At 59.0% G+C, this 26,231-nt stretch carries 24 protein-coding genes; 14 read left to right on the top strand and 10 right to left on the bottom strand.

The features are described from left to right. Position 1: 1 nt before the first annotated feature. The 6 genes from ACFZPT_RS20965 to dksA all read right to left on the bottom strand — a co-directional run bounded on the left by ACFZPT_RS20965 (position 2) and on the right by dksA (position 8,151). Entirely contained in the window at positions 2–1,405 is a 1,404-nt protein-coding gene (locus ACFZPT_RS20965; RefSeq protein WP_034115095.1) for a polynucleotide adenylyltransferase PcnB, read from the bottom strand. Between the two features lie 695 nt (positions 1,406–2,100). Further along, entirely contained in the window at positions 2,101–3,540 is a 1,440-nt protein-coding gene (locus ACFZPT_RS20960; protein ID WP_034100681.1) for a sigma-54 dependent transcriptional regulator, read from the bottom strand. Positions 3,541–3,562: 22 nt separating this feature from the next. Next, a complete protein-coding gene (locus ACFZPT_RS20955; protein ID WP_177449823.1) occupies positions 3,563–6,517 on the bottom strand; it encodes a sensor histidine kinase in 2,955 nt (984 codons plus the stop codon). Then, positions 6,501–6,677 (bottom strand): hypothetical protein, encoded by a 177-nt coding sequence (locus ACFZPT_RS20950; RefSeq protein ID WP_003176118.1) that lies wholly within the window; start codon positions 6,675–6,677, stop codon positions 6,501–6,503. Before ACFZPT_RS20950 ends, ACFZPT_RS20955 begins: the two co-directional genes overlap by 17 nt. A gap of 62 nt (positions 6,678–6,739) precedes the next feature. After that, positions 6,740–7,627, bottom strand: coding sequence for a tRNA glutamyl-Q(34) synthetase GluQRS (gene gluQRS / locus ACFZPT_RS20945; protein ID WP_034100676.1), 888 nt, complete (start codon positions 7,625–7,627; stop codon positions 6,740–6,742). Between the two features lie 83 nt (positions 7,628–7,710). Then, positions 7,711–8,151 carry an RNA polymerase-binding protein DksA gene (dksA, locus tag ACFZPT_RS20940; RefSeq protein ID WP_034100675.1) on the bottom strand — a complete coding sequence of 147 codons (441 nt, stop codon included), beginning with the start codon at positions 8,149–8,151 and terminating at the stop codon, positions 7,711–7,713. A gap of 320 nt (positions 8,152–8,471) precedes the next feature. Here dksA and ACFZPT_RS20935 point away from each other — a divergent pair, with 320 nt between their 5' ends. Together ACFZPT_RS20935 and sfsA are read left to right on the top strand one after the other, a co-directional pair. Further along, positions 8,472–9,644 carry a pyridoxal phosphate-dependent aminotransferase gene (locus tag ACFZPT_RS20935; protein WP_034100673.1) on the top strand — a complete coding sequence of 391 codons (1,173 nt, stop codon included), beginning with the start codon at positions 8,472–8,474 and terminating at the stop codon, positions 9,642–9,644. Continuing rightward, entirely contained in the window at positions 9,644–10,354 is a 711-nt protein-coding gene (sfsA, locus tag ACFZPT_RS20930) for a DNA/RNA nuclease SfsA (protein ID WP_034100672.1), read from the top strand. Before ACFZPT_RS20935 ends, sfsA begins: the two co-directional genes overlap by 1 nt. On the opposite strand, the gene ACFZPT_RS20925 is transcribed toward sfsA, so the two are convergent. Then, entirely contained in the window at positions 10,351–10,668 is a 318-nt protein-coding gene (locus ACFZPT_RS20925; RefSeq protein WP_034100670.1) for a Rieske 2Fe-2S domain-containing protein, read from the bottom strand. The two genes, sfsA and ACFZPT_RS20925, sit on opposite strands and share 4 nt — an antisense overlap. A gap of 155 nt (positions 10,669–10,823) precedes the next feature. On the opposite strand from ACFZPT_RS20925, the gene ACFZPT_RS20920 reads away from it, so the two are divergent. Genes ACFZPT_RS20920 through ACFZPT_RS20910 form a run of 3 tightly spaced genes read left to right on the top strand, consistent with a single transcriptional unit; the run spans position 10,824 to position 13,503 of the window. Beyond that, entirely contained in the window at positions 10,824–11,702 is an 879-nt protein-coding gene (locus ACFZPT_RS20920; protein WP_099312311.1) for a hemin ABC transporter substrate-binding protein, read from the top strand. Continuing rightward, positions 11,699–12,736 (top strand): iron ABC transporter permease, encoded by a 1,038-nt coding sequence (locus ACFZPT_RS20915; protein WP_034100667.1) that lies wholly within the window; start codon positions 11,699–11,701, stop codon positions 12,734–12,736. The genes ACFZPT_RS20920 and ACFZPT_RS20915 overlap by 4 nt, the downstream gene beginning before the upstream one ends. Continuing rightward, entirely contained in the window at positions 12,736–13,503 is a 768-nt protein-coding gene (locus ACFZPT_RS20910) for a heme ABC transporter ATP-binding protein (protein WP_034115092.1), read from the top strand. Before ACFZPT_RS20915 ends, ACFZPT_RS20910 begins: the two co-directional genes overlap by 1 nt. A gap of 239 nt (positions 13,504–13,742) precedes the next feature. Here ACFZPT_RS20910 and ACFZPT_RS20905 read toward each other — a convergent pair whose 3' ends face one another. The 3 genes from ACFZPT_RS20905 to ACFZPT_RS20895 all read right to left on the bottom strand — a co-directional run bounded on the left by ACFZPT_RS20905 (position 13,743) and on the right by ACFZPT_RS20895 (position 16,212). Continuing rightward, positions 13,743–14,015 carry a TfoX/Sxy family protein gene (locus ACFZPT_RS20905; RefSeq protein WP_034100663.1) on the bottom strand — a complete coding sequence of 91 codons (273 nt, stop codon included), beginning with the start codon at positions 14,013–14,015 and terminating at the stop codon, positions 13,743–13,745. A 203-nt stretch (positions 14,016–14,218) separates the two neighbouring features. Beyond that, on the bottom strand, positions 14,219–14,563 hold the full coding sequence (locus ACFZPT_RS20900; protein ID WP_034100662.1) for a pentapeptide repeat-containing protein: 345 nt from the start codon (positions 14,561–14,563) through the stop codon (positions 14,219–14,221). Between the two features lie 92 nt (positions 14,564–14,655). Next, entirely contained in the window at positions 14,656–16,212 is a 1,557-nt protein-coding gene (locus tag ACFZPT_RS20895) for a bifunctional aminoglycoside phosphotransferase/ATP-binding protein (RefSeq protein ID WP_034115091.1), read from the bottom strand. 118 nt (positions 16,213–16,330) lie between these two features. Here ACFZPT_RS20895 and mrcB point away from each other — a divergent pair, with 118 nt between their 5' ends. The 9 genes from mrcB to msrQ all read left to right on the top strand — a co-directional run bounded on the left by mrcB (position 16,331) and on the right by msrQ (position 26,147). Next, on the top strand, positions 16,331–18,655 hold the full coding sequence (gene mrcB / locus ACFZPT_RS20890) for a penicillin-binding protein 1B (RefSeq protein ID WP_034100658.1): 2,325 nt from the start codon (positions 16,331–16,333) through the stop codon (positions 18,653–18,655). A 16-nt stretch (positions 18,656–18,671) separates the two neighbouring features. Beyond that, the gene (locus ACFZPT_RS20885; protein ID WP_034100657.1) at positions 18,672–19,406 is read left to right on the top strand and encodes a M48 family metallopeptidase; all 735 of its coding nucleotides are present in this window, start codon (positions 18,672–18,674) and stop codon (positions 19,404–19,406) included. Next, positions 19,406–19,735: a YqcC family protein gene (locus ACFZPT_RS20880; protein ID WP_034100655.1), complete on the top strand. Its 330-nt coding sequence runs from the start codon at positions 19,406–19,408 to the stop codon at positions 19,733–19,735. Before ACFZPT_RS20885 ends, ACFZPT_RS20880 begins: the two co-directional genes overlap by 1 nt. A gap of 431 nt (positions 19,736–20,166) precedes the next feature. Next, positions 20,167–21,891, top strand: coding sequence for an acetolactate synthase 3 large subunit (locus tag ACFZPT_RS20875; protein ID WP_034100944.1), 1,725 nt, complete (start codon positions 20,167–20,169; stop codon positions 21,889–21,891). A gap of 2 nt (positions 21,892–21,893) precedes the next feature. Next, complete coding sequence (gene ilvN, locus ACFZPT_RS20870) at positions 21,894–22,385, top strand: acetolactate synthase small subunit (protein ID WP_003176102.1); 492 nt, start codon at positions 21,894–21,896, stop codon at positions 22,383–22,385. 47 nt (positions 22,386–22,432) lie between these two features. After that, on the top strand, positions 22,433–23,449 hold the full coding sequence (gene ilvC, locus ACFZPT_RS20865; RefSeq protein WP_003194132.1) for a ketol-acid reductoisomerase: 1,017 nt from the start codon (positions 22,433–22,435) through the stop codon (positions 23,447–23,449). 143 nt (positions 23,450–23,592) lie between these two features. Next, positions 23,593–24,450, top strand: coding sequence for a CDP-diacylglycerol--serine O-phosphatidyltransferase (gene pssA / locus ACFZPT_RS20860; RefSeq protein ID WP_034100654.1), 858 nt, complete (start codon positions 23,593–23,595; stop codon positions 24,448–24,450). Positions 24,451–24,513: 63 nt separating this feature from the next. Next, positions 24,514–25,527, top strand: a complete 1,014-nt coding sequence (gene msrP, locus ACFZPT_RS20855; protein WP_034100652.1) for a protein-methionine-sulfoxide reductase catalytic subunit MsrP — start codon at positions 24,514–24,516, stop codon at positions 25,525–25,527. Next, positions 25,527–26,147, top strand: coding sequence for a protein-methionine-sulfoxide reductase heme-binding subunit MsrQ (gene msrQ / locus ACFZPT_RS20850; RefSeq protein ID WP_034100651.1), 621 nt, complete (start codon positions 25,527–25,529; stop codon positions 26,145–26,147). Before msrP ends, msrQ begins: the two co-directional genes overlap by 1 nt. Positions 26,148–26,231 lie beyond the last annotated feature (84 nt).

Raw genomic sequence — 26,231 nt, 5'->3', positions numbered from 1 at the left:
GTTACTCGCCTGCGGTGCCCGATGCATCGGTGGCGCTACGTTTGCGCTTGGCACCGCTGCGACGACGCTTTTTCGGCCCTTCGCCAGCACCATCGCCTTTGCTGCCCAGCTCACGGATCATCTCGCGGCGTTCGCTGTCATTGGCATCCTGGTAGTCGGTCCACCATTCGCCTAGGCCGTCGGTCTGTTCGCCGGCGCTTTCGCGCAATAGCAAGAAATCGTAGCCGGCGCGGAAGCGCGGGTTGTCCAGCAACAGATCGGCGCGTTTGCCGCTGCGGCGTGGCAGGCGTTCCTGCATGTCCCAGATCTCGCGGATCGGCAGGGTGAAACGTTTCGGAATCGCAATGCGCTGGCACTGCTCAGCGATCAACTCGTGAGCGGCTTCCTGCATGGCCGGAATCGGCGGCATGCCCCGTTCCTGCAAGCGCAGCACACGTTTTGGCAGGGCTGGCCACAACAGCGCAGCAAACAGGAAGGCTGGTGTCACCGGCTTGTTCTGCTTGATGCGCAGGTCGGTATTGATCAGCGCTTCGCTGATCAGCGTGTGGGTGTAGGTGGGGTTGTATTCCAGCGCCTCGGCACTGGCCGGGAACAGCGGATCGAACAACTGCAGGTCGACGAGCATTTCGAAGGTATCGGCCGCGTAACCCGAGAGGAACAGCTTGAGCACTTCTTCGAACAGGCGCGCCGAGGGGATTTCCCGCAGCATCGGCGCCAGGTCGCGAATGGGGGCGGCGGTGTGTTTCTCGATCCCGAAGTTCAGCTTGGCGGCGAACCGCACGGCCCGCAGCATGCGTACCGGGTCTTCTTGGTAGCGCTGGGTCGGGTCGCCGATCAGGCGGATCAGGTTGTTGCGAATATCGTGCACGCCATTGGCGTAATCGAGGATGCGCTCGCTGACCGGGTCGTAATACAAGGCGTTGATGGTGAAATCGCGGCGTTGCGCGTCTTCTTCCAGGGTGCCGTACACGTTGTCACGCAGGATACGCCCGCTCTCGTTTCGGGAAGACTGGTTGGTGTCTTCCTCTTCATCGTTTTGCGGATGCCCGGCGCGGAATGTGGCGACTTCGATGATTTCTCGGCCAAAGTGGATATGCACCAGTTTGAACCGGCGACCGATGATCCGCGCATTGCGAAACTCGGCGCGCACTTGTTCGGGCGTGGCGCTGGTGGCGACGTCGAAGTCCTTGGGCGTGATGTTGAGCAGCATGTCGCGTACGCAACCACCCACCAGGTAGGCCTGGTAGCCGGCGTTCTGCAACCGTTCGACGATATTCACCGCATAACGGCTGAACTGAGCACGTTGCAGCGAATGCTGGCTGCTATTGAGCACTTCAGGCGTGCTGCGTTTGTGTTGCGTACGACGCAAGGGAGAACGGAATGACTGGAACAGCTTCTTCAGCATGGGATGCACTGTTTGAAGGAATGTTCGGCCAAAACGAAGAATGACCGCATGATGGGCCGGGATTCTAGCATTTAGTCAGGGGATGGTGTAGGAACAAGCTGCAGGCATTGCGCCATAAGCTTTGGAAGGTCAAATCGCGGAAACTACAAGGGGAGCCGAAGCTCCCCCAGAAGTAGTTGCGTGCTCTATTTTTATTATTGATTTCGGGCTTCTTGTTTTTGTTGATCGCCCTCGCCATGAAGCTTCACCTTCATGACACTCCCAATCGGGAGTCAAGAGCAAACGGATTGCTTTGGTCGCTGTGTTGCTGATCTACGATCCAACCAGTTCAGGCTCTGCCTTAGGGCAGTTTTTGTTGTTCTCGGCCTGGTTGCGGGGCAAGCCCCAAATGCAACGCCTCTCCAAAAGAATCAGTTAGCTGCGCCTCCGCCGTGTTGTTTTTGTTATGCGTGAGTCGATTCGTCTTATTTTTATTGTCTTGTACAAAGCTTGTTATTGTTTTTGTACTAAGCATATAGCAGGGTGCGTGCCAACTTTTGTGTCGTCCAGCAAAACCGGGGGGTTGAGGAGGTTTCGGTTTTTTGACAGGCCAAAAAAAGCCGGGGCTTCGTTACCGTAAGCCCCGGCTTTTGTTACGCGGGTTGTCCGCGGTAACAGTTTTTTCACATTTGCCGGTGTTACCGGTGGGCGCGCCCTCAGCTCTCGCTGGCCACGCCGGTCTTACGCCGAGGAATGCCCAAGCGCTGACGGCGTTCCCACAGGCACTTGCGGCTCACGCCTAATTTGCGCGCCAGCTCGGTCTCGGTCATGTGGTCCTGATGCTCCAGGACGAAATGCTGGAAGTAATCTTCCAGCGACAGATCTTCCGTCGGCTCATGGCTGGTGTTACTGGCCGCGCCCTGTTGCGGCGCCAAGCCGATGAACTCGTCGTCTTCCAGGTCGCTGAGTTCGATGTCAATGCCCAGCAGCTCAGCGGAAATTTCCGGGCTTTCCGACAGAATCACCGCGCGTTCCACGGCGTTCTCCAGCTCGCGCACGTTACCTGGCCATGAGTAATGCCGAATGGCCTGTTCGGCATCCGGGGCAAACTTCAGGTCGGTACGGTTGATGCGCGCGCTCTGGCGCTGCAGGAAGGCATTGGCGATCTCGTTGACGTCTGCACCACGCTCGCGCAAGGCAGGCAGCTTGAGAGCGATCACATGCAAGCGATAGTACAAGTCTTCACGGAACTGGCCGATCTTGGCCAGGCTCTTGAGATCGCGGTGGGTCGCCGCGATCAGGCGCACATCCACCTTTTGCGATTGCACCGAGCCTACACGGCGAATCTCGCCTTCCTGCAGTACTCGCAGCAGCCGCGCCTGTGCTTCCAGCGGCAGCTCGCCGATTTCGTCGAGGAACAGCGTGCCGCCGTCCGCCGCTTCCACCAGCCCCGCACGTCCAGCGCTGGCGCCGGTAAAGGCGCCTTTCTCGTGGCCGAACAGTTCGGATTCAATCAGCGATTCTGGGATCGCCGCGCAGTTCACCGAAATCATCGGAGCCTTGGCGCGCTTGGAGAGGTTGTGCAGGGCGCGGGCCACCAGTTCCTTACCGGTCCCGGATTCACCCTGGATCAGTACATTGGAGTCGGTGGGGGCGACTTTGCGGATCTTGCCGTAAAGGTCCTGCATCGGGGGGCAGGAGCCGATGATGCCGATCTCGCCGTTGCTGTTGTCGACGCCAGGCTTTTCTGAGCCGTTGGCAGCCTTGCTGGCGGGGCGCTGCTCGGCGGGAGCGCTGCTGGCCGACTGGCGGTCGCGCAGGATGCGGGCCACTGCCTGGAGCATTTCGTCATGGTCGAAAGGCTTGGCGATGTAGTCCACCGCGCCCATCTTCATGGAGTCCACTGCTGAGCGCAGGCTGGCGTAGCTGGTCATGATCAGCACCGGGGTGCCTTGGCCGAGTTTGATCAACTCAGTGCCGGGCGCCCCGGGCAGGCGCAGGTCGCTGACGATCAAGTCGAACGTGGGAATGCTGAAGCGCTCCTGGGCTTCCTGCACCGAGCCGGCTTCGCTGACTTGATACTGATTGCGTTCAAGCAGGCGACGCAAGGCAGAGCGGATAATGGTTTCGTCTTCGACGATCAAAATGTGCGGCATTGATTCAATTCTCTCGACGGTCTCAGTTCACAGCGGACGTCGCTTCGACATGACGCGGTAAAGTCACCCGAATACGGGTGCCGCGTTGGCTTTCGATGTCAGCCGGGCTGTCGATGGTGATTTGTCCATAATGCTCTTCAACGATGGAATAGACCAGTGCAAGGCCCAGACCGGTGCCTTCACCTGGGTCCTTGGTAGTGAAGAAGGGTTCGAACAAACGGTCCATGATGTTCTGTGGAATGCCGCTGCCTTCGTCTTCCACGATCAGGTCGATCGTATGCTCGAAAGCCTCGCTCTTGACGCGTACCGCACTGTGGGGTGGCGAGGCGTCGCGAGCGTTGGACAACAGGTTGATCAGGACTTGGGCCAGGCGTTGCGAGTCGCCGTCGACCCAATGATCGGGATCGCACAGGTTGAAGAACTGTACTTCGAAATTGCGTCGGTTCAAGGCCAGCAGCCCGATGGCATCCTGCGCGACCTCAGCCAAGCACACCGCCTCGTCCTGATTCTGATGAGCGCCGGAATGGGCAAAACTCATCAAGGACTGCACGATGCGCGATACGCGCTTGGTCTGTTCAAGGATCTGCCCGCTGATTTCAGTGATTTCACCGTCTTCTTCCCGTTCTTCGCGCAGGTTCTGCGCCAGGCAGGCAATGCCGGTGATCGGGTTGCCGATCTCGTGGGCCACACCCGCAGCCAGGCGACCAATGCTGGCCAGGCGCTCGGAATGCACCAGTTTGTCTTCGAGCATCTGGGTTTCGGTCAAATCTTCCACGAGTAACACCAAACCGCTGTTGCCGGGGGCCAGGGGCTCGTCGATGGCGGCTTTGTGCAGGTTGAGCCAGCGGGTCTGGCCATCGAGGGCCAGGTGCTGTTTGTGCAAGTGCTCATCAGGCAGGTTGATAAAACCCTGCAGCAACTCTTTCCACGGTTCGCCCAAGGTCGTGAGGCGCGAGCCCACTACGCGCTGCGCGGCGATACCGGTCAGCTCTTCCATGGCCTTGTTCCACATCAGAATCTCTTGATCCTTGGCCAGGGAGCACACGCCCATGGGCAACTCCTGCAGGGTCTGGCGGTGGTAACGGCGTAACGCATCGAGTTCGGCGGCCAGGCCGGTGAGGCGCGAGTGGTAGTCCTCCAGGCGGCTCTCGATAAAGTGAATATCTTCGGTCACGTAGTTCTCGCCGCCGGCCTTGTAGGGCAGAAAGGTTTCGACCATGTCTTGGGAAACGCTGGGGCCCATCAGGCCGGACAGGTTGGCTTCGATACGGTCGCGCAGGCGGCGCAACGCATACGGGCGGCGCTCGTCAAAGGGCAAATAAAGATCGCGCAGCGCTTGCTCGACTTCCTTTTGTGCGGCCTTGGCGCCCAGGGGTTTGGCCAGTTGCGTGGCGAACTCCTGGGGCGAGGCTGCGTGCAGTTCGCGGCGTTGCGGGCGGCGCACGTTGTCCACTGCGCAGGCTTCGGCGGCGCTGGTTTCCTCGGGGCTGGCGTTGGTGAACAGCGAGATCAGGGTAAACATCAAAACGTTGGCGGCCAGGGAGGCAATCGCGGCCATGTGCCAACTGGTGTCGTCCAATACGTAAATCATATTCAGCAACGGGATGTAGAAGCCTTGGAGGTTGCCGACCAGTGGCAGCAGCATGGTCACGACCCACACCAGAATCCCCGCGAGCAGCCCCGCGATAAAACCACGACGGTTGGCGGTCGGCCAGTACAGCACCGACAGCACCCCCGGCAAGAACTGCAAGGTGGCCACAAACGCCACGATGCCGAGGTTGGCCAGGTCTTGCCCAGCGCCGAGCATCAGGTAGAAGCCGTAGCCGGCCATGATGATGGCGACGATCAGCGCACGGCGTGTCCATTTCAGCCAACGGTAGATATTGCCTTCCGCCGGTGGCTGGTACAGCGGCAACACCAAGTGGTTGAGCGCCATGCCCGACAGCGCCAGGGTGGTGACGATAATCAGGCCACTGGCCGCCGACAGACCGCCGACATAGGCCAGCAATGCAAGGGCCGGGCTATTGGCGGCCATGCCAATGCCGAGGGTGAAGTATTCCGGGTTGGTCGTAGCGCCCAGTTTTAGACCTGCCCAGAGGATCAGCGGTACGGCGAGGCTCATCAACAGCAGGAACAGCGGCAGGCCCCAGCTTGCACTCACCAGCGCGCGGGGGTTGAGGTTCTCGGTGAACGTCATGTGATACATGTGCGGCATCACGATTGCCGACGCGAAGAACACCAGCAGCAATGTGCGCCACGGGCCTTCCTGCAAAGGTGTGTGCAGGGCAGCGAGGGCAGTCTGGTTCTGCAGCAGCCAAAGCTCCAACTGTTGTGGGCCATCGAACACGCCGTAGAGCGCATAGAGGCCGACGCCGCCGATGGCGATCAGCTTGATCACCGATTCGAAGGCTATCGCGAATACCAGCCCCTGGTGCTTTTCGCGGGTGGCGATGTGGCGTGAACCGAAGAAAATCGTGAACAGCGTGATCAGCGCGCAAAAGGCCAGGGCCACGCGATGCTGCACCGGCTCATGGGTAAGGATGCTGATGGAGTCGGCCACCGCTTGGATCTGCAAGGCCAGCAAGGGCAACACGCCGATCAACATGAACACAGTGGTTAGCGCACCGGCCCAGGTGCTGCGGAAGCGAAACGCAAACAGGTCGGCCAGGGACGACAGCTGGTAAGTCCGGGTGATTTTTAATATGGGGTACAGCAGCACCGGCGCCAGTAGGAATGCTCCGGATACGCCGAGGTAGCTGGACAGAAACCCGTAGCCATACTGATACGCCAGGCCCACCGTGCCATAGAACGCCCAGGCGCTTGCGTAGACCCCAAGGGACAAGGTGTAGGTCAACGGATGGCGAATGATCGCCCGCGGGATCATCCCGCGCTCACTGATCCAGGCGACGCCGAACAGCGCGGCCAGGTAGGCGGCGCTGATCAGCAGCATCTGAGTGAGGCTAAAGCTCATCGGCATCTTTTTGGCTCTGCAGGATGAAGGTCACGACGATCAGGATCAGCCACAGCAGATACGGGCGATACCAGGCGCCGGTGGCGTCGATCCACCAATCCATGATGGCGGGGGAAAACAGGTAGATCCCGACGACCAACAGCAGGACCAATCGATAGATGTACATGTTGGCCTCTGAGTTAAAAACTGCCGCGATGGTAACGGATGGCTGGCAAGCTGCAAGCGCCTTCAGCTCAATTGCGCTTCTGCCAACGTGAGCGCGCGCGGGATGCGGTTGGCATCCCAATGCCGGACGCCCCAATCGAGCAGCTCGCGCGCGCTGGCGTAGAGCAGTTCGCTGCCCGTTTGTTGGCCAAGGGCACGCAAGGCTCTTAACAGCAAAGGCGTGGCTTGGTCGGGTGTCAACGGCGGTGAGCGATAGGACTTGCCCAATTTGTGGCCGTCCGGCTGAACGATCAACGGTACATGCAAATAGCGCGGTTGGCGCAAGCCCAGCAGTTCTTGCAGGTACAGCTGGCGTGGCGTGGAGTCCAAAAGGTCGGCGCCGCGCACGATGTCGGTTACGCCTTGCCAGGCATCGTCCAACACCACGGCCAACTGGTAGGCGTAGAGGCCGTCGCGCCGACGGATAACAAAATCGCCGACCTCACGGCCCAAGTGCTGTCGGAAATGGCCCTGTGCTCGGTCGGTAAAGTGGTATTCCAGCTCAGGAACACGCAAACGGATGGCTGCGTCGTGCGGGTCATGACCGGCGTTACGACAAAGGCCCGGGTAGATGCCGTTGTAAGGCTCCAGCTGTTTGCGTGAGCAGGTGCAGGCGTAGGCCAGGCCGTGGTTGAACAGGTCGTTCAGTACTTTGGCGTAGGCATCATGCCGTTCGCTTTGTCGGACGAGTTCACCGTCCCACTCAAATCCATAGCTCTCCAAGGCATGAAGAATCGCCGCCTGGGCGCCGGGCTCTTCGCGGGGGGGATCCAGATCTTCCATGCGCATCAGCCAGAGGCCTTGATTGGCGCGGGCGTCGAGGTAGGAGGCGAGGGCGGCGACCAGGGAGCCGAAATGCAAATGGCCGCTGGGCGTGGGGGCGAAACGCCCGATATAGGTAGAGGCTGTCATGGGCCGGATACTACTGGAAAATCGGCAAACGCCAGAAACAAAAATGGAGCGTTCGCACGCCCCATTCGATCAGCCCGGCAGGATTATTTGCCGACCTGTTTTTCCTTGATTTCGGCCAAGGTCTTGCAGTCTACGCACAGGTCCGCGGTTGGGCGGGCTTCCAGGCGACGGATGCCGATCTCGACGCCGCAGGATTCGCACCAGCCGTATTCTTCGTCTTCGATCAGTTGCAGCGTCTTGTCGATTTTCTTGATCAGCTTGCGTTCGCGATCACGAGCGCGCAGTTCGAGGGCGAACTCTTCTTCCTGGCTGGCACGGTCGGCCGGGTCCGGGAAGTTGGCGGCTTCGTCCTTCATATGGTCAACCGTGCGGTCGACTTCCTGCATCAAGTCCTGCTTCCACTTTTGCAGGATCTTGGTGAAGTGCTGGCGCATGGGCTTGCCCATGTACTCCTCACCCTTCGTTTCGACGTAAGGTGTGAAGCCGCTGAGGCTCTGCTGCTGTTGCTTTGCTTGGGTGGACATGAATAGACCGCCTCTCACTCTTCTAATCCATTGCGCAGGATTGCAACGTCACCGACACCTGCCGGCCCTGCGGCTGCAAGCGGGCGAACTTACCAGATAGATTCAGGGTGCGCCACTCCCGGTTGTCGAAGCCCTTCGCTCAGGGGTTGCAAACTGCAGCAGCCCGCTGTGGCTGGGTATGGATCGCCTCGAATGTTGATTTTAGTCGTTTTGCTGGCGCGTGCCGGGTTCATCACGAACGACCGAGCAGGCAATAGAGCATGTTTTACCGCGAGGGTTCGGTAGAATCCTGATTTTGTCCTCACCGTTAAGGAAGGCTAATGGCCCAGCCCTACAGTGCGCGCAGTCGCGCCATCGAACCTTTTCATGTCATGGCGTTACTGGCGCGCGCCAATGAGCTGCAAGCGGCCGGCCATGATGTGATCCACCTGGAAATCGGCGAGCCGGATTTCACCACGGCCGAGCCGATCATCCAGGCCGGCCAGGCCGCGCTGGCCAATGGCAAAACCCGCTACACCGCCGCCCGTGGCCTGCCGGAGCTGCGCGAAGCCATCAGTGGGTTTTATCAGCAACGCTACGGCTTGAATGTCGATCCGGAACGCATCCTGATCACGCCCGGCGGTTCCGGTGCGTTGCTGCTGGCCAGCAGTTTGCTGGTTGACCCGGGCAAGCACTGGCTGCTGGCAGACCCAGGTTACCCATGTAACCGGCATTTTCTGCGCTTGGTCGAGGGCGCCGCGCAACTGGTACCGGTAGGCCCGGACGTGCGCTATCAACTGACGGCCGACTTGGTGGACAAGCATTGGAACCAGGACAGTGTGGGCGCCCTGGTGGCATCGCCAGCGAACCCGACCGGCACGATTCTCACCCGTGACGAACTGGCCGGGCTGTCGAGTGCAATCAAGGCGCGCGATGGCCATCTGGTGGTGGATGAGATTTATCACGGCCTCACCTACGGCACCGACGCCGCCAGTGTGCTGGAAGTCGATGATGACGCCTTCGTCTTGAATAGTTTTTCGAAGTATTTCGGAATGACCGGCTGGCGCCTGGGCTGGCTGGTGGCGCCGCCCGCAGCGGTGGGAGAGCTGGAGAAGCTGGCACAAAACCTCTATATCAGCGCGCCGAGCATGGCTCAGCATGCGGCGCTGGCGTGTTTCACTCCGCAAACATTGAGCATTCTGGAGGAGCGCCGCGCCGAGTTCGGTCGCCGTCGCGACTTCCTGCTGCCGGCGCTACGGGAGCTGGGCTTTGGCATTGAGGTCGAGCCGGAAGGGGCCTTCTATCTATACGCCGATATTCGCGCGTTTGGCGGCGATGCGTTCGCATTTTGTCGTCATTTCCTGGAAACCGAGCACGTTGCATTCACGCCCGGTCTGGATTTTGGCCGCTATCAGGCCGGCCATCATGTGCGCTTTGCCTATACGCAGAACATCGAGCGCCTGCAGGAGGCGGTGGAGCGCATCGCCCGTGGTCTACGGAGTTGGCAAGGCTGATGCGTTTTTATCCTCCCCTTGAAGAAGGCCGCTTGATTCGCCGTTACAAGCGTTTTCTCACCGATATCGAAACCGTTACCGGCGAGTTACTCACGATTCACTGCCCGAACACCGGTTCCATGCTCAATTGCATGGTCGAAGGCGGGCAGGTCTGGTTCAGCCGCTCCGATGACCCCAAGCGCAAGTTGCCCGGCACCTGGGAAATCGCCGAAACGCCCCAGGGCCGGCTGGCCTGCGTGAATACGGCGCGCGCCAATCAATTGGTTGAGGAGGCGCTACGCGCTGGGGTGATCGCCGAGTTGGATGGCTTTACCGCGTTGAAGCGCGAAGTCCCCTATGGCCAGGAGAAAAGCCGTATCGACTTCCGTTTGGACTATCCCCATGGCGCGGCCTACGTTGAAGTTAAAAGTGTCACCTTAGGTTTCGATGATTCCAGAGTGGCGGCCTTTCCCGATGCGGTAACCCAGCGCGGAGCCAAGCATCTGCGGGAGTTGGCTTACCTGGCGCGGGATGGCGTGCGGGCGGTGCAGTTGTATTGCGTCAATCTTTCGGGGATCGATGCGGTGCGCCCGGCCGTGGAAATCGATGCGGCCTATGGCGCGGCGCTGCGCGAGGCCAAGGCGGCGGGGGTGGAGGTGCTGGCCTATGGAGTGCGTGTCACGGCCGAAGAGATTTGCGTGGATCGCCGCCTGGACGTGCTGCTCGACTAGAGGTCCACCCACAGGCCCTGTGCGTCTTCGCGGCCGGGCAGGGCGACCAGACTTTTACCGGCACAGGGTCCGGCGATGCACTCGCCGGTTTCAATCAGGAACAAGGCACCGTGGGTCGCGCACCGGATCAGGCTGGCGCTGTCGTCGAGGAATTGGCCGGGTTGCCACTCCAGTGCAACACCGCGATGGGGGCAGCGATTGATATAGAAGTACGCAATGCCATCGCGGCGCACAGCCAATAATTTGCACCCGTCGATATCAAAGCCGAGGCTGGTATTGGGTGCCAGTGCGACGGAGGAGCAGAGAAACTTCATTTCAATCCTTAAGTACCTTGACGTTCAAATGCAAACAATTATCAAATGCGGGCTTCGCTCGTCGGCTGGCGGGGCGCTACGTTCGATGCCTGGCAGGGCCAATCTGTCTCCTCGAAAAGCGTTCTGAGACCCAGCCCCTGGAAGGAAACCCTGTTATGCGCCTGAGTACCAGCGCTATTGCGCTTGTTGTTGGTTTGCTCATCAATCACGGGGCAATGGCCTCTGAACTACCACAACGCTGGGTGAGTGCCGGTGGCGCGCTGTCGGAGTGGGTCGTGGCCTTGGGGGGCGAGCCAAAACTGGTGGGTGTGGACACCACCAGCCAGCATCCTGCGACACTTAAAACGTTGCCGAGTATTGGCTATCAGCGTCAATTGTCGGCCGAGGGCATTCTCAGCTTGCGTCCGCAGGTACTGGCGGGCACCGAAGAAATGGGGCCGCCGCCAGTGCTGGCGCAGATCCGCAGCGCGGGTGTGCAAGTGGAGATGTTTTCCGCACAGCCAGATTTACAGGCGCTGAAAAGCAACCTTGAGCACCTGGGGACATTACTCGGTAAGGCGGCTGAGGCGCGCGCACTGTTCGGCGATTATGAGCAGGCGCTGCAACGGCAGAAAAACCGCCTCGTGAAGATCCAGGCGACTCGGCAGGCGCCGGGTGTGTTGCTGCTTGTTGGCAATGCCGGTGGCAAGCCGCTCGTTGCTGGCCAGGACACGGCAGCGGACTGGATGCTGCGCCAGGCGGGTGGCCACAACGTAGCTACGCACACGGGGTATAAACCCTTTTCGGCAGAGTCGCTGGCGGGGCTGAGTCCGCAGGTGCTGGTGTTTGCGGATCGCGCATTGACAGGGGCGGCGGCGCGTGCGGCGCTGTTCAAGGAAAACCCGATTTTGGCGTCGACGCCAGCGGCCAAACAGGGCCGGGTGCTTGAAGTGGACCCCACTCTGCTGGTTGGCGGATTGGGGCCGCGTCTGCCGCAAAGTCTGGAAGTATTATCGGCCGGGTTCTATCCGACTTCGTCTGAAGCTACACCATGACCACACTGGTAAAACCACGAACGTTGTTTATCGGCTTGACGCTCTTATGCGGGTTGGCCACCTGGCTGTCATTGGCTTTAGGGCCCGTCAGCCTGCCGCTGGGGGATACGCTTCGTGCAGCTTTGCGCTTGATGGGCCTACCCATCGATGCCCACGGCCTGGAGCAGGCTGAGCTGATCCTGGGGCAGATCCGGCTGCCGCGCACCTTGCTGGGCCTGGCGGTCGGCGGCGTGTTGGCGTTGTCGGGGGTGGCGATGCAGGGGCTGTTTCGTAACCCGTTGGCGGACCCGGGATTGGTTGGGGTGTCCAGCGGTGCGGCCTTGGGGGCGGCGGTGGCGATTGTCGGCTCTGCGTTCCTGGGCGGTTTACCGGATGTGTTCGGGCCCTATGTGCTGTCGTTGTGCGCGTTTGCCGGTGGGCTGGGGGTGACTGCGTTGGTTTATCGCCTGGGGAGGCGTGATGGTCAGACCCATGTGGCCACGATGCTGCTCGCGGGCATTGCGCTAACGGCTCTCTCCGGTTCGGCAGTCGGTTTGTTTACCTATCTGGCAGATGACGCCACGTTGCGCACACTCACGTTCTGGAACCTGGGTAGCCTCAACGGTGCCAGCTATTCAAGGCTATGGCCGTTGTTGCTGGTAACTGCGGGGGTGGCGCTGTGGTTGCCGCGGCGGGCGAAGGCGTTGAATGCGTTGCTGCTTGGCGAGTCTGAAGCGAGCCACCTGGGCGTTGATGTCGAAGGGCTTAAACGTGAACTGGTGTTTTGCACCGCCCTGGGTGTAGGGGCGGCGGTGGCTGCGGCGGGGATGATCGGATTTGTCGGCTTGGTGGTGCCGCACTTGGTGCGATTGCTCGCTGGGCCTGATCATCGCGTGCTATTGCCTGCGTCGGTGTTGGCGGGCGCGAGTTTGTTGCTGTGCGCCGACCTGATCGCACGGCTTGCCCTGGCGCCTGCCGAATTACCGATCGGCATTGTGACTGCATTTATCGGCGCGCCGTTTTTTCTGTACTTGTTATTACGAGGACGCGCCTGATGTTGCGGGTGGAAGGGGTGCAGGTCCGGCGTGATAGCAAAATCGTATTGGCGGACATAACCCTCGATCTGCTGCCAGGTGAGGTGCTCGGCGTGCTGGGGCCCAATGGCGCCGGCAAAAGCACACTGTTGAGTACCTTGAGCGGTGAGTTGCAAGAAGATCAGGGCAATGTCTGGCTGGATCAGCAGGCTTTGAGCGCATGGAGCGGGGCACAGCGTGCTCAGCGCCTGGCAGTGTTGCCGCAAACCTCCACCCTGGATTTTGCTTTCCGTGTCGAAGAGGTGGTGGGTATGGGGCGCCTGCCCCATCAGACCGGCAAAACCCGTGACGAGCAGATCATCACTGCGGCGTTGCAGGCGGCGGATGTCGGGCACCTGAGCGGTCGCAACTATCTGGCCTTATCGGGCGGTGAGCGCCAGCGCGTGCACCTGGCACGGGTATTGGCGCAATTGTGGCCGGGTGAAGCGGGGCAGACATTGCTGCTGGATGAGCCCACATCGATGCTCGACCCCTTGCACCAACACACCATCCTGCAGGCAATACGTGCCTTTGCTGACCGCGGAGCGGCGGTGCTGGTGATCCTGCATGACCTGAACCTGGCGGCGCGTTACTGCGACAGGATGCTGCTCCTGGAGCAGGGACGTCCCTACGCCTTGGGCACGCCGACCCAGGTGCTGCAGCCTGAGATCGTCAAGGCAGTATTCGGCCTTGAAGTGTTGGTGCAGCCGCATCCGGAGCGTGGGCATCCATTGGTCATCGCGCGCTGAATAGGATTTCTATCAGGCAAAAAAAGACCCGGCAAAAGCCGGGTCAAATAACCGTGATTAGCCTGATGAGGAGATAATCTGAGAGTCCGAACCAAGGGCCTTTCAGTTATCGGCTGATCTCGCGACCAGCTGTGATAATCATAACGATTCTCATTTGAGAGTCAACCGTAGTTTGTGCGGCTTCCTGAAGTTTTCTCAAACGCTCGTTCGAAACGCCGAGTGGCGAGATCTAGCCAGGCTCAACTCTTAGGGCGAGACGACACGGCCTCCAGCTGGCGATTCAAGGCTTCCTTGCGTTCGGCAGGAATATCGTTCCAGTGCACATCCAGCAAAGCCCCTTCGATCGCATACAGCAACACTTTCGATGCCCGAAATCCGCGAGTCCTTACTGCTCGATAGGCATCGACCGCCCCCAGGCGGCGCAGGTCGGATGCACTGTGGATGCCCACTGCATGCAGCCACTGCGCTGAGGTCTTGCCGAGGTTTTTCAGGTGTTGCAGCTCATCGTTCATCAAGCCTCCTTGCGACGGCCGAACGGTGCGGTGGGTATCGTGACCAGACAGGCCTGAAAAGGAGTGTAGCGTTCAGTAGGAAAAGTGCAGTTCTTTGCTCTGATACGGCTCAAAAGCTTATAAGCCTGACGCTGTAACTTTGACGCGCGCAGTCCCAAGGCCCAGGTTACGCTGGCGCATAACCGGGGCCTGGACCTTGAGGTTCACTTGGTGCGGTAACGCAGGCGAGTGCCGAAGTTGACCGACATCAGGATCTCATCGGCGGTCAGTTCAGGCGGGAAGTACGTGCCGGAAATCTGCGCATGGGCAAGGCTGGCGCCTTCCAGCGAACAGCCGCGCAAATCCAGACCGCGCAGGTCGGCAGAGCGGAAATACCCGTCGGTGAAGTCCACGCCGGTGGCGTTCAGGTCGCGCAGGTCCAATCCGCGGAAATCGCCTCCGCGCATATCGATGACACCTTCGGTAGGGCGCTCTTGGTTGAAGCCGCGAATATCGTCTTTGTGCAGGAGCGCGTAGAGCGGTGTATCAAGAAGCTTAGGCTTACTCATGAAAACGACTCCTGTTGGACTTATGACGCCATTATAGTGCCACTATTGTGCGGTCGCGCGTTTAAGTAGACGACGCGACCAATAAATTTTTCTTACAAGCCTGGCAGACGCTGACGAATTTGCGCGACCAGTGCATCCAGGGTTCCGCTTTGATTGGTTTCCACCCGCTTGCTCTGCAATAACTCTTCCGGCGTGAGGGGATCGCGATGGGCCTGCTGTTCCTCGATAACTGCCAGGGTCGCGTCGGACGGGTCGTTTTGTTCCGCCTGGCGTTGCGCCAACCAACTGGCGATGACCGCTTGTGGCGCATTGCAATCCAGAATCAGAAACGGCGCACCAGTGGCTTCGGCGACCTTGGCGGCAGCATCGCGTTGTTCACGTTTGAGGAACGTCGCGTCCAGCACCACCGGGAAACCGGCGCGCAGCACGATGTTGGCGATTTCATTCAGGCGTGCGTAGGTCTTGGTGCTGGCGTCGGCGGCATAGATGCCCGCCTGAGGTGTGTTTTCTACCTGCTGTTCACCGAACAGGCGTTTGCGTTCTACATCCGACCGCAGGCGCACAGCACCCAAGGCTTCCACCAGGCGCATGGCGACGTGGCTTTTGCCGACGGCCGAGACGCCGTGGGTGATCGCCAGAAAGCGCGATGGAATGGTGCTGTAGCTTTCCGCCAGATTGGCGTAGTTGCGATATTGGCGCAGGGTGGTGGCCCGTTGCACCGGGCTGGCTTCGCTCGGCATGCTGAACAGCGCGACTTTGGCGCGGACCAGGGCACGGTAGGCTTTGTAGAAATTCAGCAACTCAAGGCCCTGGTAGTCGCCGGTCAGTTCCAGATACTGACTGATGAAGCGGCGAGCCAGGGACTTGAGGCCGCGGTCTTCCAGGTCCATGGCCAGGAAACCGGTGTCGGCGTAAACGTCGGTGAAGCGAAACGGTTCGTTGAACTCAATGCAGTCGAAGATCACCACTTGCCCATCGATCAGGGTTGCGTTGCCCAGGTGGATGTCACCGTGGCACTCGCGGGTGAACCCATCGAGCTTGCGCTGCGCGATTAGCGGCTTGAGGCGTTCGAAGCTGCTTTCGGCCCAGGCTTGCAAGGCGTCGAGTTGAGCCAGGTCGGCCTTGTCGCTGAGGAACGGGCGGATCTGCTCGAAGTTCTGTCGCACCGGCGCCATCACCTCGTCCGGGGTCCCGGCGGGGTGAGCTTGCGGTACATGAGGGGCGCTGAGGTGAAAGTGCGCGATCTGCCGGGCCATTTCATCGATGTGCGCAGCGGTCAGTTCGCCATTGGCCTGCAAGGTGCTGAGCAGTTGGCTTTGGGGAAACTGACGCATCTTCAGCGCGTATTCGATCACAGGGCCGTCACCGCCCAGTTGTGGCGATTCGGCGGTGCCGGTGATCGGCAGTACTTCCAGGTACAAATCCTGGGTCAGGCGTTGGTTGAGGCGCAGTTCCTCATTGCAGAAATGCCCGCGATCTTCCAGGGCGGTGAAGTCCAGAAAGCCGAAGTTCATCGGTTTCTTCAATTTATAAGCAAAGGGGCCGGTCAAAATGACCCAGGAGATATGGGTTTCGATGACTTGGAACGCTTCTACCGGATGGGGGTACAACGCCGGGTCTTGCAGGGCTGCGATCAGGGACTGGCTCACGGGCGATCCTTCAGAGTCTTGGGGAAATCATGTCGGGCATTATGGCCGCTGTAGGCGGTCGTGCAAACCGCTGTCCGGCTCATGTTGATCATCGATAAAATGCGTATAATCCGCCGCCATGACTCGAACCCGATCTCCCCGCTCCCGTAAAAAAACACCTTCCCGCAGCCTGCGCCCCTGGTTGGGCTGGGCGCTCAAGCTCGGCCTTGTCGGTCTTGTAGTGCTCGCCGGCTTTGCGGTGTACCTCGACGCTGTGGTCCAAGAGAAGTTCTCTGGTAAACGTTGGACTATCCCGGCCAAGGTCTACGCCCGCCCGCTGGAGCTGTTCACTGGCCAGAAGCTGAGCAAGGATGACTTCCTCACCGAGCTCGACGCGCTCGGTTATCGCCGTGAGCCGGTCAGCAATGGCCCGGGTGCCGCCGCCGTCAGCGGTAATACGGTTGACTTGAACACTCGTGGCTTCCAATTCTATGAAGGCCTGGAAAAGCCTCAGCCGGTACGCGTGCGCTTCTCCGGCGATTATGTGGCCGAACTGTCGTCGCTCAATGGTTCCAAACTGCCTGTGGTTCGTTTGGAACCGCTGATGATCGGCGGTATTTACCCTAAAAACCTTGAAGATCGCATCCTGATCAAGCTGGATCAGGTGCCGCCTTACCTGCTGGAAACCTTGGTTGCAGTAGAGGATCGCGATTTCTACAGCCACTGGGGCGTCTCGCCCAAGTCGATTGCCCGCGCGATCTGGGTGAACACCTCCGGCGGCAAAATGACCCAGGGCGGCAGTACGCTGACGCAACAATTGGTTAAGAACTTCTACCTGACCAACGAGCGCAGCCTGACCCGTAAGCTCACCGAAGCCATGATGGCTATGCTGCTTGAGCTGCACTACAGCAAGCAGGAAATCCTTGAGGCATACCTTAATGAGGTGTTCGTCGGCCAGGATGGTCAGCGCGCAGTGCACGGTTTCGGCTTGGCCAGTCAGTTCTTCTTCGGCCAGCCGCTGTCCGAATTGAAGCTGCACCAGGTAGCGCTGCTCGTCGGCATGGTCAAAGGACCTTCCTATTACAATCCGCGTCGTAATCCGGAGCGTGCGCTGGAGCGCCGCAACCTGGTGCTGGACGTGCTGGAGCAGCAGGGCGTTGCTACCGCCGAGCAGGTTGCCGCGGCCAAGAAAATGCCATTGGGCGTGACCTCCCGCGGCAAGTTGGCGGACAGCTCATTCCCAGGCTTTATCGATCTGGTCAAACGCCAGTTGCGTGAAGACTATCGCGACGAAGACTTGACCGAGGAGGGGCTGCGAATCTTCACCAGTTTTGACCCGATCCTGCAGATGAAGGCTGAAGCGTCGGTCAACGACACCTTCAAGCGTCTGACCGGGCGCAAAGGTTCCGACGAAGTGGAAGCAGCAATGGTGGTGACTAACCCTGAAACGGGTGAAGTGCAGGCCATGATCGGCAGTCGTCAGGCCAGCTTTGCCGGGTTCAACCGCGCCTTGGATGCTGTGCGCCCGATCGGCTCGCTGGTTAAACCGGCGGTGTACCTGACCGCACTGGAAAAGCCGAGCAAATACACGCTCACCAGTTGGCTCTCGGACGATCCGCTGTCGGTCAAGGGCGGGGATGGTCAGGTGTGGACCCCGCAGAACTTTGATCGCCGCTCCCATGGCACGGTATTCCTGTACCAGGGCTTGGCGCATTCCTACAACATTTCCACCTCTCGCCTCGGTCTGGAAGTGGGGGTGCCGAATGTGCTCAAGACATTGGCGCGACTGGGCATTACTCGTGAATTCCCAGCGTTTCCATCCATTCTGCTGGGCGCTGGCGCGATGACGCCGATGGAAGTGGCAACGATGTATCAGACCCTGGCCAACGGTGGCTTCAATACGCCGATGCGGGGCATCCGCAGTGTATTGACCGCCGAAGGGGAGCCGCTCAAGCGCTATCCTTTCCAGATTCAGCAGCGTTTCGACGCGGGTTCCATCTACCTGATCCAGAACGCCATGCAGCGCGTAATGCGCGAAGGTACTGGCAGTTCGGTCTATAAGGTGCTGCCGTCCAATCTGACGCTGGCGGGCAAGACCGGCACCAGTAACGATTCGCGGGACAGTTGGTTCGCCGGTTTTGGTCAGGATGTATTGGCCGTTGTATGGCTGGGGCGCGACGATAATGGCAAGACACCTTTCACCGGTGCGACAGGCGCGTTGCAGGTCTGGACCAGTTTTATGCGCAAGGCTGACCCGCTCCCGTTGAACATGCCGCAGCCGGATAACATCGTGCAGGCCTGGATCGATCCGCACACCGGTCAGGGCTCTGATGCCAACTGCCCGGGCGCGGTGCAGATGCCGTATATTCGCGGCAGCGAACCACCACCCGGTGCTGCGTGCGGTGGCGGTGCCCCTGCTGACGCAGAATCGGTGATGGACTGGGTCAAGGGCTGGATGAACTAAGCAAAGAGGGTTTCAAGTGAACAAGTGGTGGTTTCCAGCTATTACAGCGCTGGCTTTGCTCGGCGGTTGCTCCAGCGTGCAACGCGGTTCCATTCCAGTGGTGGACTCGAGCACGGCCGTTTCCAATAGCGACCGGATCTCGGCCAATGGCGGCTTCCGCCAAACCGTGACCAAGCGTCCCGTCCAGGCCGCAGCTCAAGCGGTGCCGCAGGACTCGGGCGTGGTGGTGATGGTGCCCGGCGGCGGTGCCGCGACTTCGGCGCCGATCAGTGCCGAGCCGTGGACACCAGGGCCAAGCACTTCCGGCCCGATCGACGCCACGCCGATTCAGACGGCGCCGGTCAATCAAGGCACCTATAACATGCCGTCCTCGCCGAGCGGCATTCCGTCGTCTTCCAATGCAGGCGGCTTGTCGGCTGACGAGCAACTGGACGGGCCGGTGCTGGCTTTGTTGACCACTGCTCAGCAGCAACAGGCGGGTGGCGACTTGAACGGCGCTTCCTCAAGCCTTGAACGCGCGCAACGTGTCGCACCCCGAGAACCTCAGGTTCTGTATCGCCTGGCGCAGGTGCGCATGGCTCAGGGCGACGCGCCGCAGGCCGAACAATTCGCGCGTCGGGGTTTGAGCCTGGCCAATGGTCGCCCAGACCTGCAAGCCAGCCTTTGGGCATTGATCGGCGACGCGCGCGCCGCGCAGGGCGATGCCGCCGGCGCCGCCCAGGCCCGCCAGAAAGCCAAGGTCAACCTCTGATGGATGGGCGTTTTCCTGCGATTGCCGAACAGCTATTGCTGATCGAGCGTGAGCTGCGCGTGCAAGGCTGGTGGGAAGAGGTTCCCCCCAGCTCTGAAGCACTCAGCAGTGTTGAGCCGTTTTCGGTGGATACGCTGGATTTCCACCAGTGGCTGCAATGGATCTTCCTGGCGCGCATGAAGCACATCCTTGAGCAAGATCTGCCTTTGCCACGCGCGTCGGGGATTCTAGAAATGGCCGAGATGGTCTATGTAGACCGGCCTCAGGAAAGCCTCGGATTGCGCAACGCGCTGAAAAAGTTCGATCAATTGATCGTCGACGCTCGTTAATTGCCTGACTGCCGGCTTTTTCGGCAGTCTTGCGCATATTTCTACCGCTTGACGACATTCAGGCGAGTTTTATCCCTCCTCACGGCCCTTTCTTCTACGTTCTCATGCGCTTAGTTGGAAAAAAGCGCAATTATTGCTTGACTTGAAGGGCCTGAAACAGAAGAATCCAAAGTCCGCTGTATCGGGACTGCCAGAAGCAGGCCCGCTCAGCAGATCATGAGGCGCACATCCGCGCCGACCTGTTACACCCGCAACGCGTTACCTCGCGCTGGGTGGGAAAAGCCCGCAACACTTGGGACGATCCCAATACTTGCTCAGTCAGTGCTGACGTAGTCGGCGACCACCGTCGCTCATGCTCTGTTGAGAAGTAAACCTATTAAGACCCGTCGGTTTTTAACGGACGGTATTCTGGCGTTTTAGAGGTGAACAACGTGGAGCTTTTATCTGGTGGTGAGATGCTCGTCCGCTTTTTGCGTGACGAAGGCGTCGACTATATCTACGGGTACCCAGGTGGTGCTCTTCTGCATGTTTACGACGCGCTGTTCAAGGAACCGGCTGTTACCCACATCCTGGTTCGCCACGAACAAGCCGCGACCCATATGGCTGACGGTTATGCCCGCGCCACCGGTAAAGCCGGTGTAGTGCTGGTAACTTCCGGCCCAGGCGCAACCAATGCTATTACCGGCATTGCGACGGCCTATATGGACTCCATCCCGATGGTGATCATTTCCGGCCAGGTGCCCAGCACCATGGTGGGAACCGATGCGTTCCAGGAAACCGACATGATTGGTATTTCCCGGCCGATCGTGAAACACAGCTTCATGATCAAGCATCCGTCGGAAATCCCGGAAGTCATGAAAAAGGCCTTCTACCTCGCACAGTCCGGTCGTCCGGGCCCTGTCGTTGTCGATGTTCCGAAAGACATGACCAACCCGGCGGAAAAATTCGAATACGTCTTCCCCAAAAAAGCCAAGCTGCGTTCCTACAGCCCGGCGGTCCGTGGGCACTCAGGGCAAATCCGCAAGGCCGCAGAGATGTTGCTGGCGGCCAAGCGCCCAGTGCTGTACTCGGGCGGTGGTGTGATCCTGGGCGGCGGTTCCGCACCGCTGACCGAACTGGCCAAGCTGCTCAACTTGCCGGTGACCAACACACTGATGGGGCTCGGTGCGTTTCCGGGTACGGACCGTCAGTTCGTCGGCATGCTCGGTATGCACGGCAGCTACACCGCTAACCTCACCATGCACCACGCGGATGTCATTCTGGCGGTTGGCGCACGTTTCGATGATCGGGTTATCAACGGCGCGAGCAAGTTTTGCCCAAATGCCAAGATCATCCATATCGACATCGATCCGGCGTCCATCTCCAAGACCATCAAGGCCGACGTGCCGATCGTGGGTCCTGTAGAGAGCGTGCTGACCGAAATGGTCGCCGCGCTTAAGGATATCGGCGAGACGCCTAACAAGGAGTCGGTGGCCAGTTGGTGGAAGCAGATCGACGAGTGGCGCGGTGATCGCGGCCTGTTCCCTTACGACAAGGGTGACGGCAGCATCATCAAGCCACAAACCGTGATCGAAACCCTGTGCGAAGTGACCAAGGGCGACGCCTTTGTGACCTCCGATGTGGGCCAGCACCAGATGTTCGCCGCGCAGTACTACAAGTTCGACAAGCCGAACCGCTGGATCAACTCCGGCGGCCTGGGCACCATGGGCTTTGGTTTTCCCGCGGCCATGGGGGTGAAGCTGAGCTTCCCGGACGCCGATGTTGCGTGCGTCACCGGTGAAGGCAGCATCCAGATGAACATCCAGGAACTGTCGACGTGCCTGCAGTACGGTCTGCCGGTCAAGATCGTCTGCTTGAACAACGGCGTGCTGGGCATGGTGCGTCAATGGCAGGACATGAGCTACAACAGCCGTCACTCCCATTCCTACATGGAGTCGCTGCCAGATTTCATCAAGTTGGTAGAAGCGTATGGCCACGTTGGCATTCGCATCACTGATCCGAAAGATCTGAAGCCGAAGATGGAAGAGGCGTTCGCCATGAAGGATCGTCTGGTGTTCATCGATATTCAGGTGGATACCAGCGAGCACGTCTACCCGATGCAGATCAAAGACGGCTCTATGCGCGACATGTGGCTGAACAAGACGGAGCGTACGTAATCATGCGGCATATCATCTCCCTGCTTCTTGAGAACGAACCCGGCGCTCTGTCTCGTGTTGTCGGCCTGTTTTCGCAACGCAACTACAACATCGAAAGCCTGACAGTGGCGCCGACCGAAGACCCGACTCTGTCGCGTCTGACATTGACAACCGTAGGCCACGATGAGGTGATCGAGCAGATCACCAAGAACCTCAACAAGCTGATCGAAGTGGTCAAGCTGGTCGACCTGTCGGAAAGCGCTCACATCGAGCGCGAGCTGATGCTGGTTAAAGTCAAGGCCACGGGCGCCCAACGTGCCGAGATCAAGCGGACTACCGACATCTATCGCGGGCAGATCGTCGATGTGAGCGCCAGCGTTTATACCGTTCAACTGACCGGTACCAGCGACAAACTGGACAGCTTCATCCAGTCGATCGGGACAGCCTCGATTCTGGAAACCGTACGCAGTGGTGTCACCGGGATTGCCCGTGGCGACAAAGTACTCAGCATCTAACCCAAATTAGCGAATGGCCTTAAGGCCTGGATATATAGAGGAACCTCATGAAAGTTTATTACGATAAAGATTGTGACCTGTCGATCATCCAGGGCAAGAAAGTCGCCATCATCGGCTACGGCTCCCAAGGTCACGCGCAAGCCTGCAACCTGAAAGACTCCGGCGTTGACGTGACTGTTGGTCTGCGCAAAGGCTCGGCCACCGTAGCCAAGGCTGAAGCTCATGGCCTGAAAGTGACTGACGTTGCTTCCGCGGTTGCTGCTGCCGACCTGGTCATGATCCTGACCCCGGACGAGTTCCAGTCCTCGCTGTACAAGAACGAAATCGAGCCGAACATCAAAAAAGGCGCCACCCTGGCCTTCTCCCACGGCTTCGCAATTCACTACAACCAGGTTGTGCCACGCGCCGACCTGGACGTGATCATGATCGCGCCGAAAGCGCCGGGCCACACCGTACGCTCCGAGTTCGTCAAAGGCGGCGGTATTCCTGACCTGATCGCGATCTACCAAGACGCATCGGGCAACGCCAAGAACGTTGCGCTGTCCTACGCTGCTGGCGTGGGTGGCGGTCGTACCGGCATCATCGAAACCACCTTTAAAGACGAAACTGAAACCGACCTGTTCGGCGAACAAGCCGTTCTGTGCGGCGGTACCGTTGAACTGGTAAAAGCTGGTTTCGAAACCCTGGTTGAAGCTGGCTATGCGCCGGAAATGGCCTACTTCGAATGCCTGCACGAACTGAAGCTGATCGTTGACCTCATGTACGAGGGCGGGATCGCCAACATGAACTACTCGATCTCCAACAACGCCGAGTACGGCGAGTATGTGACTGGTCCGGAAGTAATCAACGCCGAGTCCCGTCAGGCCATGCGCAACGCCCTGAAACGCATTCAGGACGGCGAGTACGCCAAAATGTTCATCAGCGAAGGCGCTACCGGCTACCCTTCGATGACCGCTAAGCGTCGCAACAACGCTGCTCACGGTATCGAAGTCATCGGCGAGCAACTGCGCTCCATGATGCCGTGGATCGGTGCCAACAAGATCGTCGACAAAGCCAAAAACTAAGTCGTACGCATCAAAGAAAAACGCGGCCTAGGCCGCGTTTTTTCGTTTGGCTGGCCGGTTCTGGTATAAAGCTGCATCGTTTGCTGGCGAACACTCGCCGCAAGTCTTTGTCGAATTTTTCAAACTGTTGCAAGGTAAAGTCCATGAGCGAACGTCCCGAAGAGCCAAACCAGGCTTCCGACGCCGAAAGCATGCTGCCGATTGATGAGCATGTCGAAGAAGGGCATGACGCGGAAGGCCGCAAGGTCCGGCATCGTGGCATCTATCTTCTGCCTAACTTGTTTACCACCGCGAACCTGTTCGCCGGCTTCTACTCGATCATCAACTCCATGAGCGCCCAAAGTGCACTGGCGGCGGGCGACGCGGCGAGTGCCAGCAAATATTTCGGTTTTGCTGCTATCGCGATTTTTGTGGCCATGGTGCTTGATGGTCTGGATGGTCGTGTAGCGCGGATGACCAATACGCAAAGTGCATTTGGTGCCGAATACGACTCGCTGTCGGACATGGTGGCATTCGGGGTCGCCCCTGCATTACTGGCGTTTGCTTGGGCGCTGGGTGATATGGGCAAGGTTGGCTGGATGGTTGCCTTTATCTATGTCGCGGGTGCCGCGTTGCGTCTGGCGCGCTTTAATACCCAAGTGGGTACCGCGGACAAGCGTTACTTTATCGGCTTGGCCAGTCCGGCTGCTGCGGGAGTGGTGGCGGGTATTGTCTGGGCGTTCAGTGATTACGGTATCCAGGGGTCGAAAATGTCGTTCCTGGTGGCCTTGATGGTGGCAGCTGCCGGGATGTTGATGGTCAGCAACATCAAATACAACAGCTTCAAGGAGCTGGACCTCAAGGGGCGTGTGCCTTTCGTGGCGATCCTTGTCGTGGTGCTGGTGTTCGCCGTGGTGTTCAGCGATCCGCCGCGGATTCTGCTGCTGGCATTCCTGGTTTATGCCGCGTCGGGCCCGATTCAGTATTTGCTGCGTCTGCGTCGGGACAAAACGTTGCCTTAATGTAATTTCCCCCATACTCCACAGTCTATTGGTGCATCAGTCCTCCAATGCTGCGGAGTTGCCATGTTAATCAAATTGCCTAAAGCGTCCGATTCCCATGAGTCGGACGTCACGCCTGAATCTTTTTACCTCTCTCGTCGCAGCCTGCTCGGTGGTGCACTTGCCGGCATTGCCGCCACCAGTCTTCCACGTTGGGCGAGTGCGGAGGATGCTGCGCGTTATGCCGACGTCGAACCGGGTAGGGCGCCTGGGTGGTTTACCGAAAAGCTGCCTGCTACAAAGTGGCAAGCGGTAACGGTCAAAGATGAGGCAGTTACTCCATTCAAGGACGCAACCCACTACAACAACTTCTATGAGTTCGGTACCGACAAGGGCGATCCGGCAAAAAATGCCGGTTCGCTCAAGACTGAGCCCTGGAGTGTTGTGATCGATGGTGAGGTGGCGAAACCTGGGCGTTATGCCCTTGAAGACTTCATGAAACCTTATCAATTGGAAGAACGAATCTACCGTTTACGCTGCGTCGAGGCGTGGTCGATGGTTATTCCATGGATAGGGTTTCCGATTGCCGCTTTGCTTAAGCAGGTCGAACCGACGTCCAAGGCCAAGTACATCCGTTTCGAGACTTTGCAGGACCCAAAAAGCATGCCGGGTCAGCGTTCTAGCTTCGCTCTGATCGATTGGCCTTATGTGGAAGGCTTGCGTTTGGATGAGGCGATGAACCCTTTGGCGATTCTTGCCGTGGGCATGTATGGGCGGGAGCTGCCTAACCAGAATGGCGCGCCGTTACGTTTGGTTGTGCCGTGGAAGTATGGCTTTAAGAGTGTGAAGTCGATTGTGCGTATCAGCCTGGTCAGTGAGCAACCGAAAACCACATGGCAAAGCATCGCTGCGGATGAGTATGGGTTTTATGCAAATGTGAACCCCACTGTCGATCACCCTCGTTGGACTCAGGCGCGGGAGCGTCGGCTGCCAAGTGGCCTTTTCAGTCCTAACGTGCGTGAAACGCAGATGTTCAATGGATACTCGGAAGAGGTGGCTTCTCTTTATACGGGCCTTGACCTGCGGAAGAACTATTGATGCGTCATCCTATCTGGCGTGTCGGCGTTTTTATCGCCGTAGCGATATGGCCGTTGTGGTGGTTGTATCAAGCATGGAGTTTTGCGCTGGGGCCTGATCCGGGCAAGGTGTTGGTTGATCGCTTGGGGTTGGGCACGTTGGTCCTGTTGCTGATCACTCTGGCAATGACGCCGATGCAGAAGCTCACTGGGTGGTCGGGGTGGATAGCGGTGCGTCGGCAGTTGGGGTTGTGGTGCTTTGCTTATGTGGTGCTGCATTTGGCTGCTTATTGTGTCTTTGTCTTAGGATTGGACTGGTCACAACTGGGAGTGGAGTTGCGCAAGCGACCTTACATTATCGTCGGAGCATTGGGGTTCCTGGGCTTGTTAGCCTTGGCCGTGACTTCGAATCGCTATAGCCAGCGTCGGCTGGGTACTCGTTGGAAGAAGCTGCATCGCTTTGTGTATGTGATTCTTGGTCTTGGTTTATTGCATATGTTGTGGATCGTGAGGGCAGATCTGAAGGAGTGGGCAGTCTACGCCTTTATAGGGGCGCTGCTTTTGGCGTTGCGGGTACCCCCATTAATGCGCCGTATCCCCCGACTTATGGCGAAAAAACCATCTTCTGCGGAAAAGGTGTAATTAACGCTTGACGGCAGATTCCAGAAGTCTATAATTCGCCCCACTTCCGGCGCAGTCGAAACGGAAAACTCCTTGGTAAACAAA

Origin of the sequence: Pseudomonas sp. MD330_10 (assembly GCF_042610415.1) — a bacterium.
Lineage (GTDB): Bacteria > Pseudomonadota > Gammaproteobacteria > Pseudomonadales > Pseudomonadaceae > Aquipseudomonas > Aquipseudomonas rhodesiae.
This window is presented reverse-complemented; position numbering and strand designations above follow the sequence as displayed.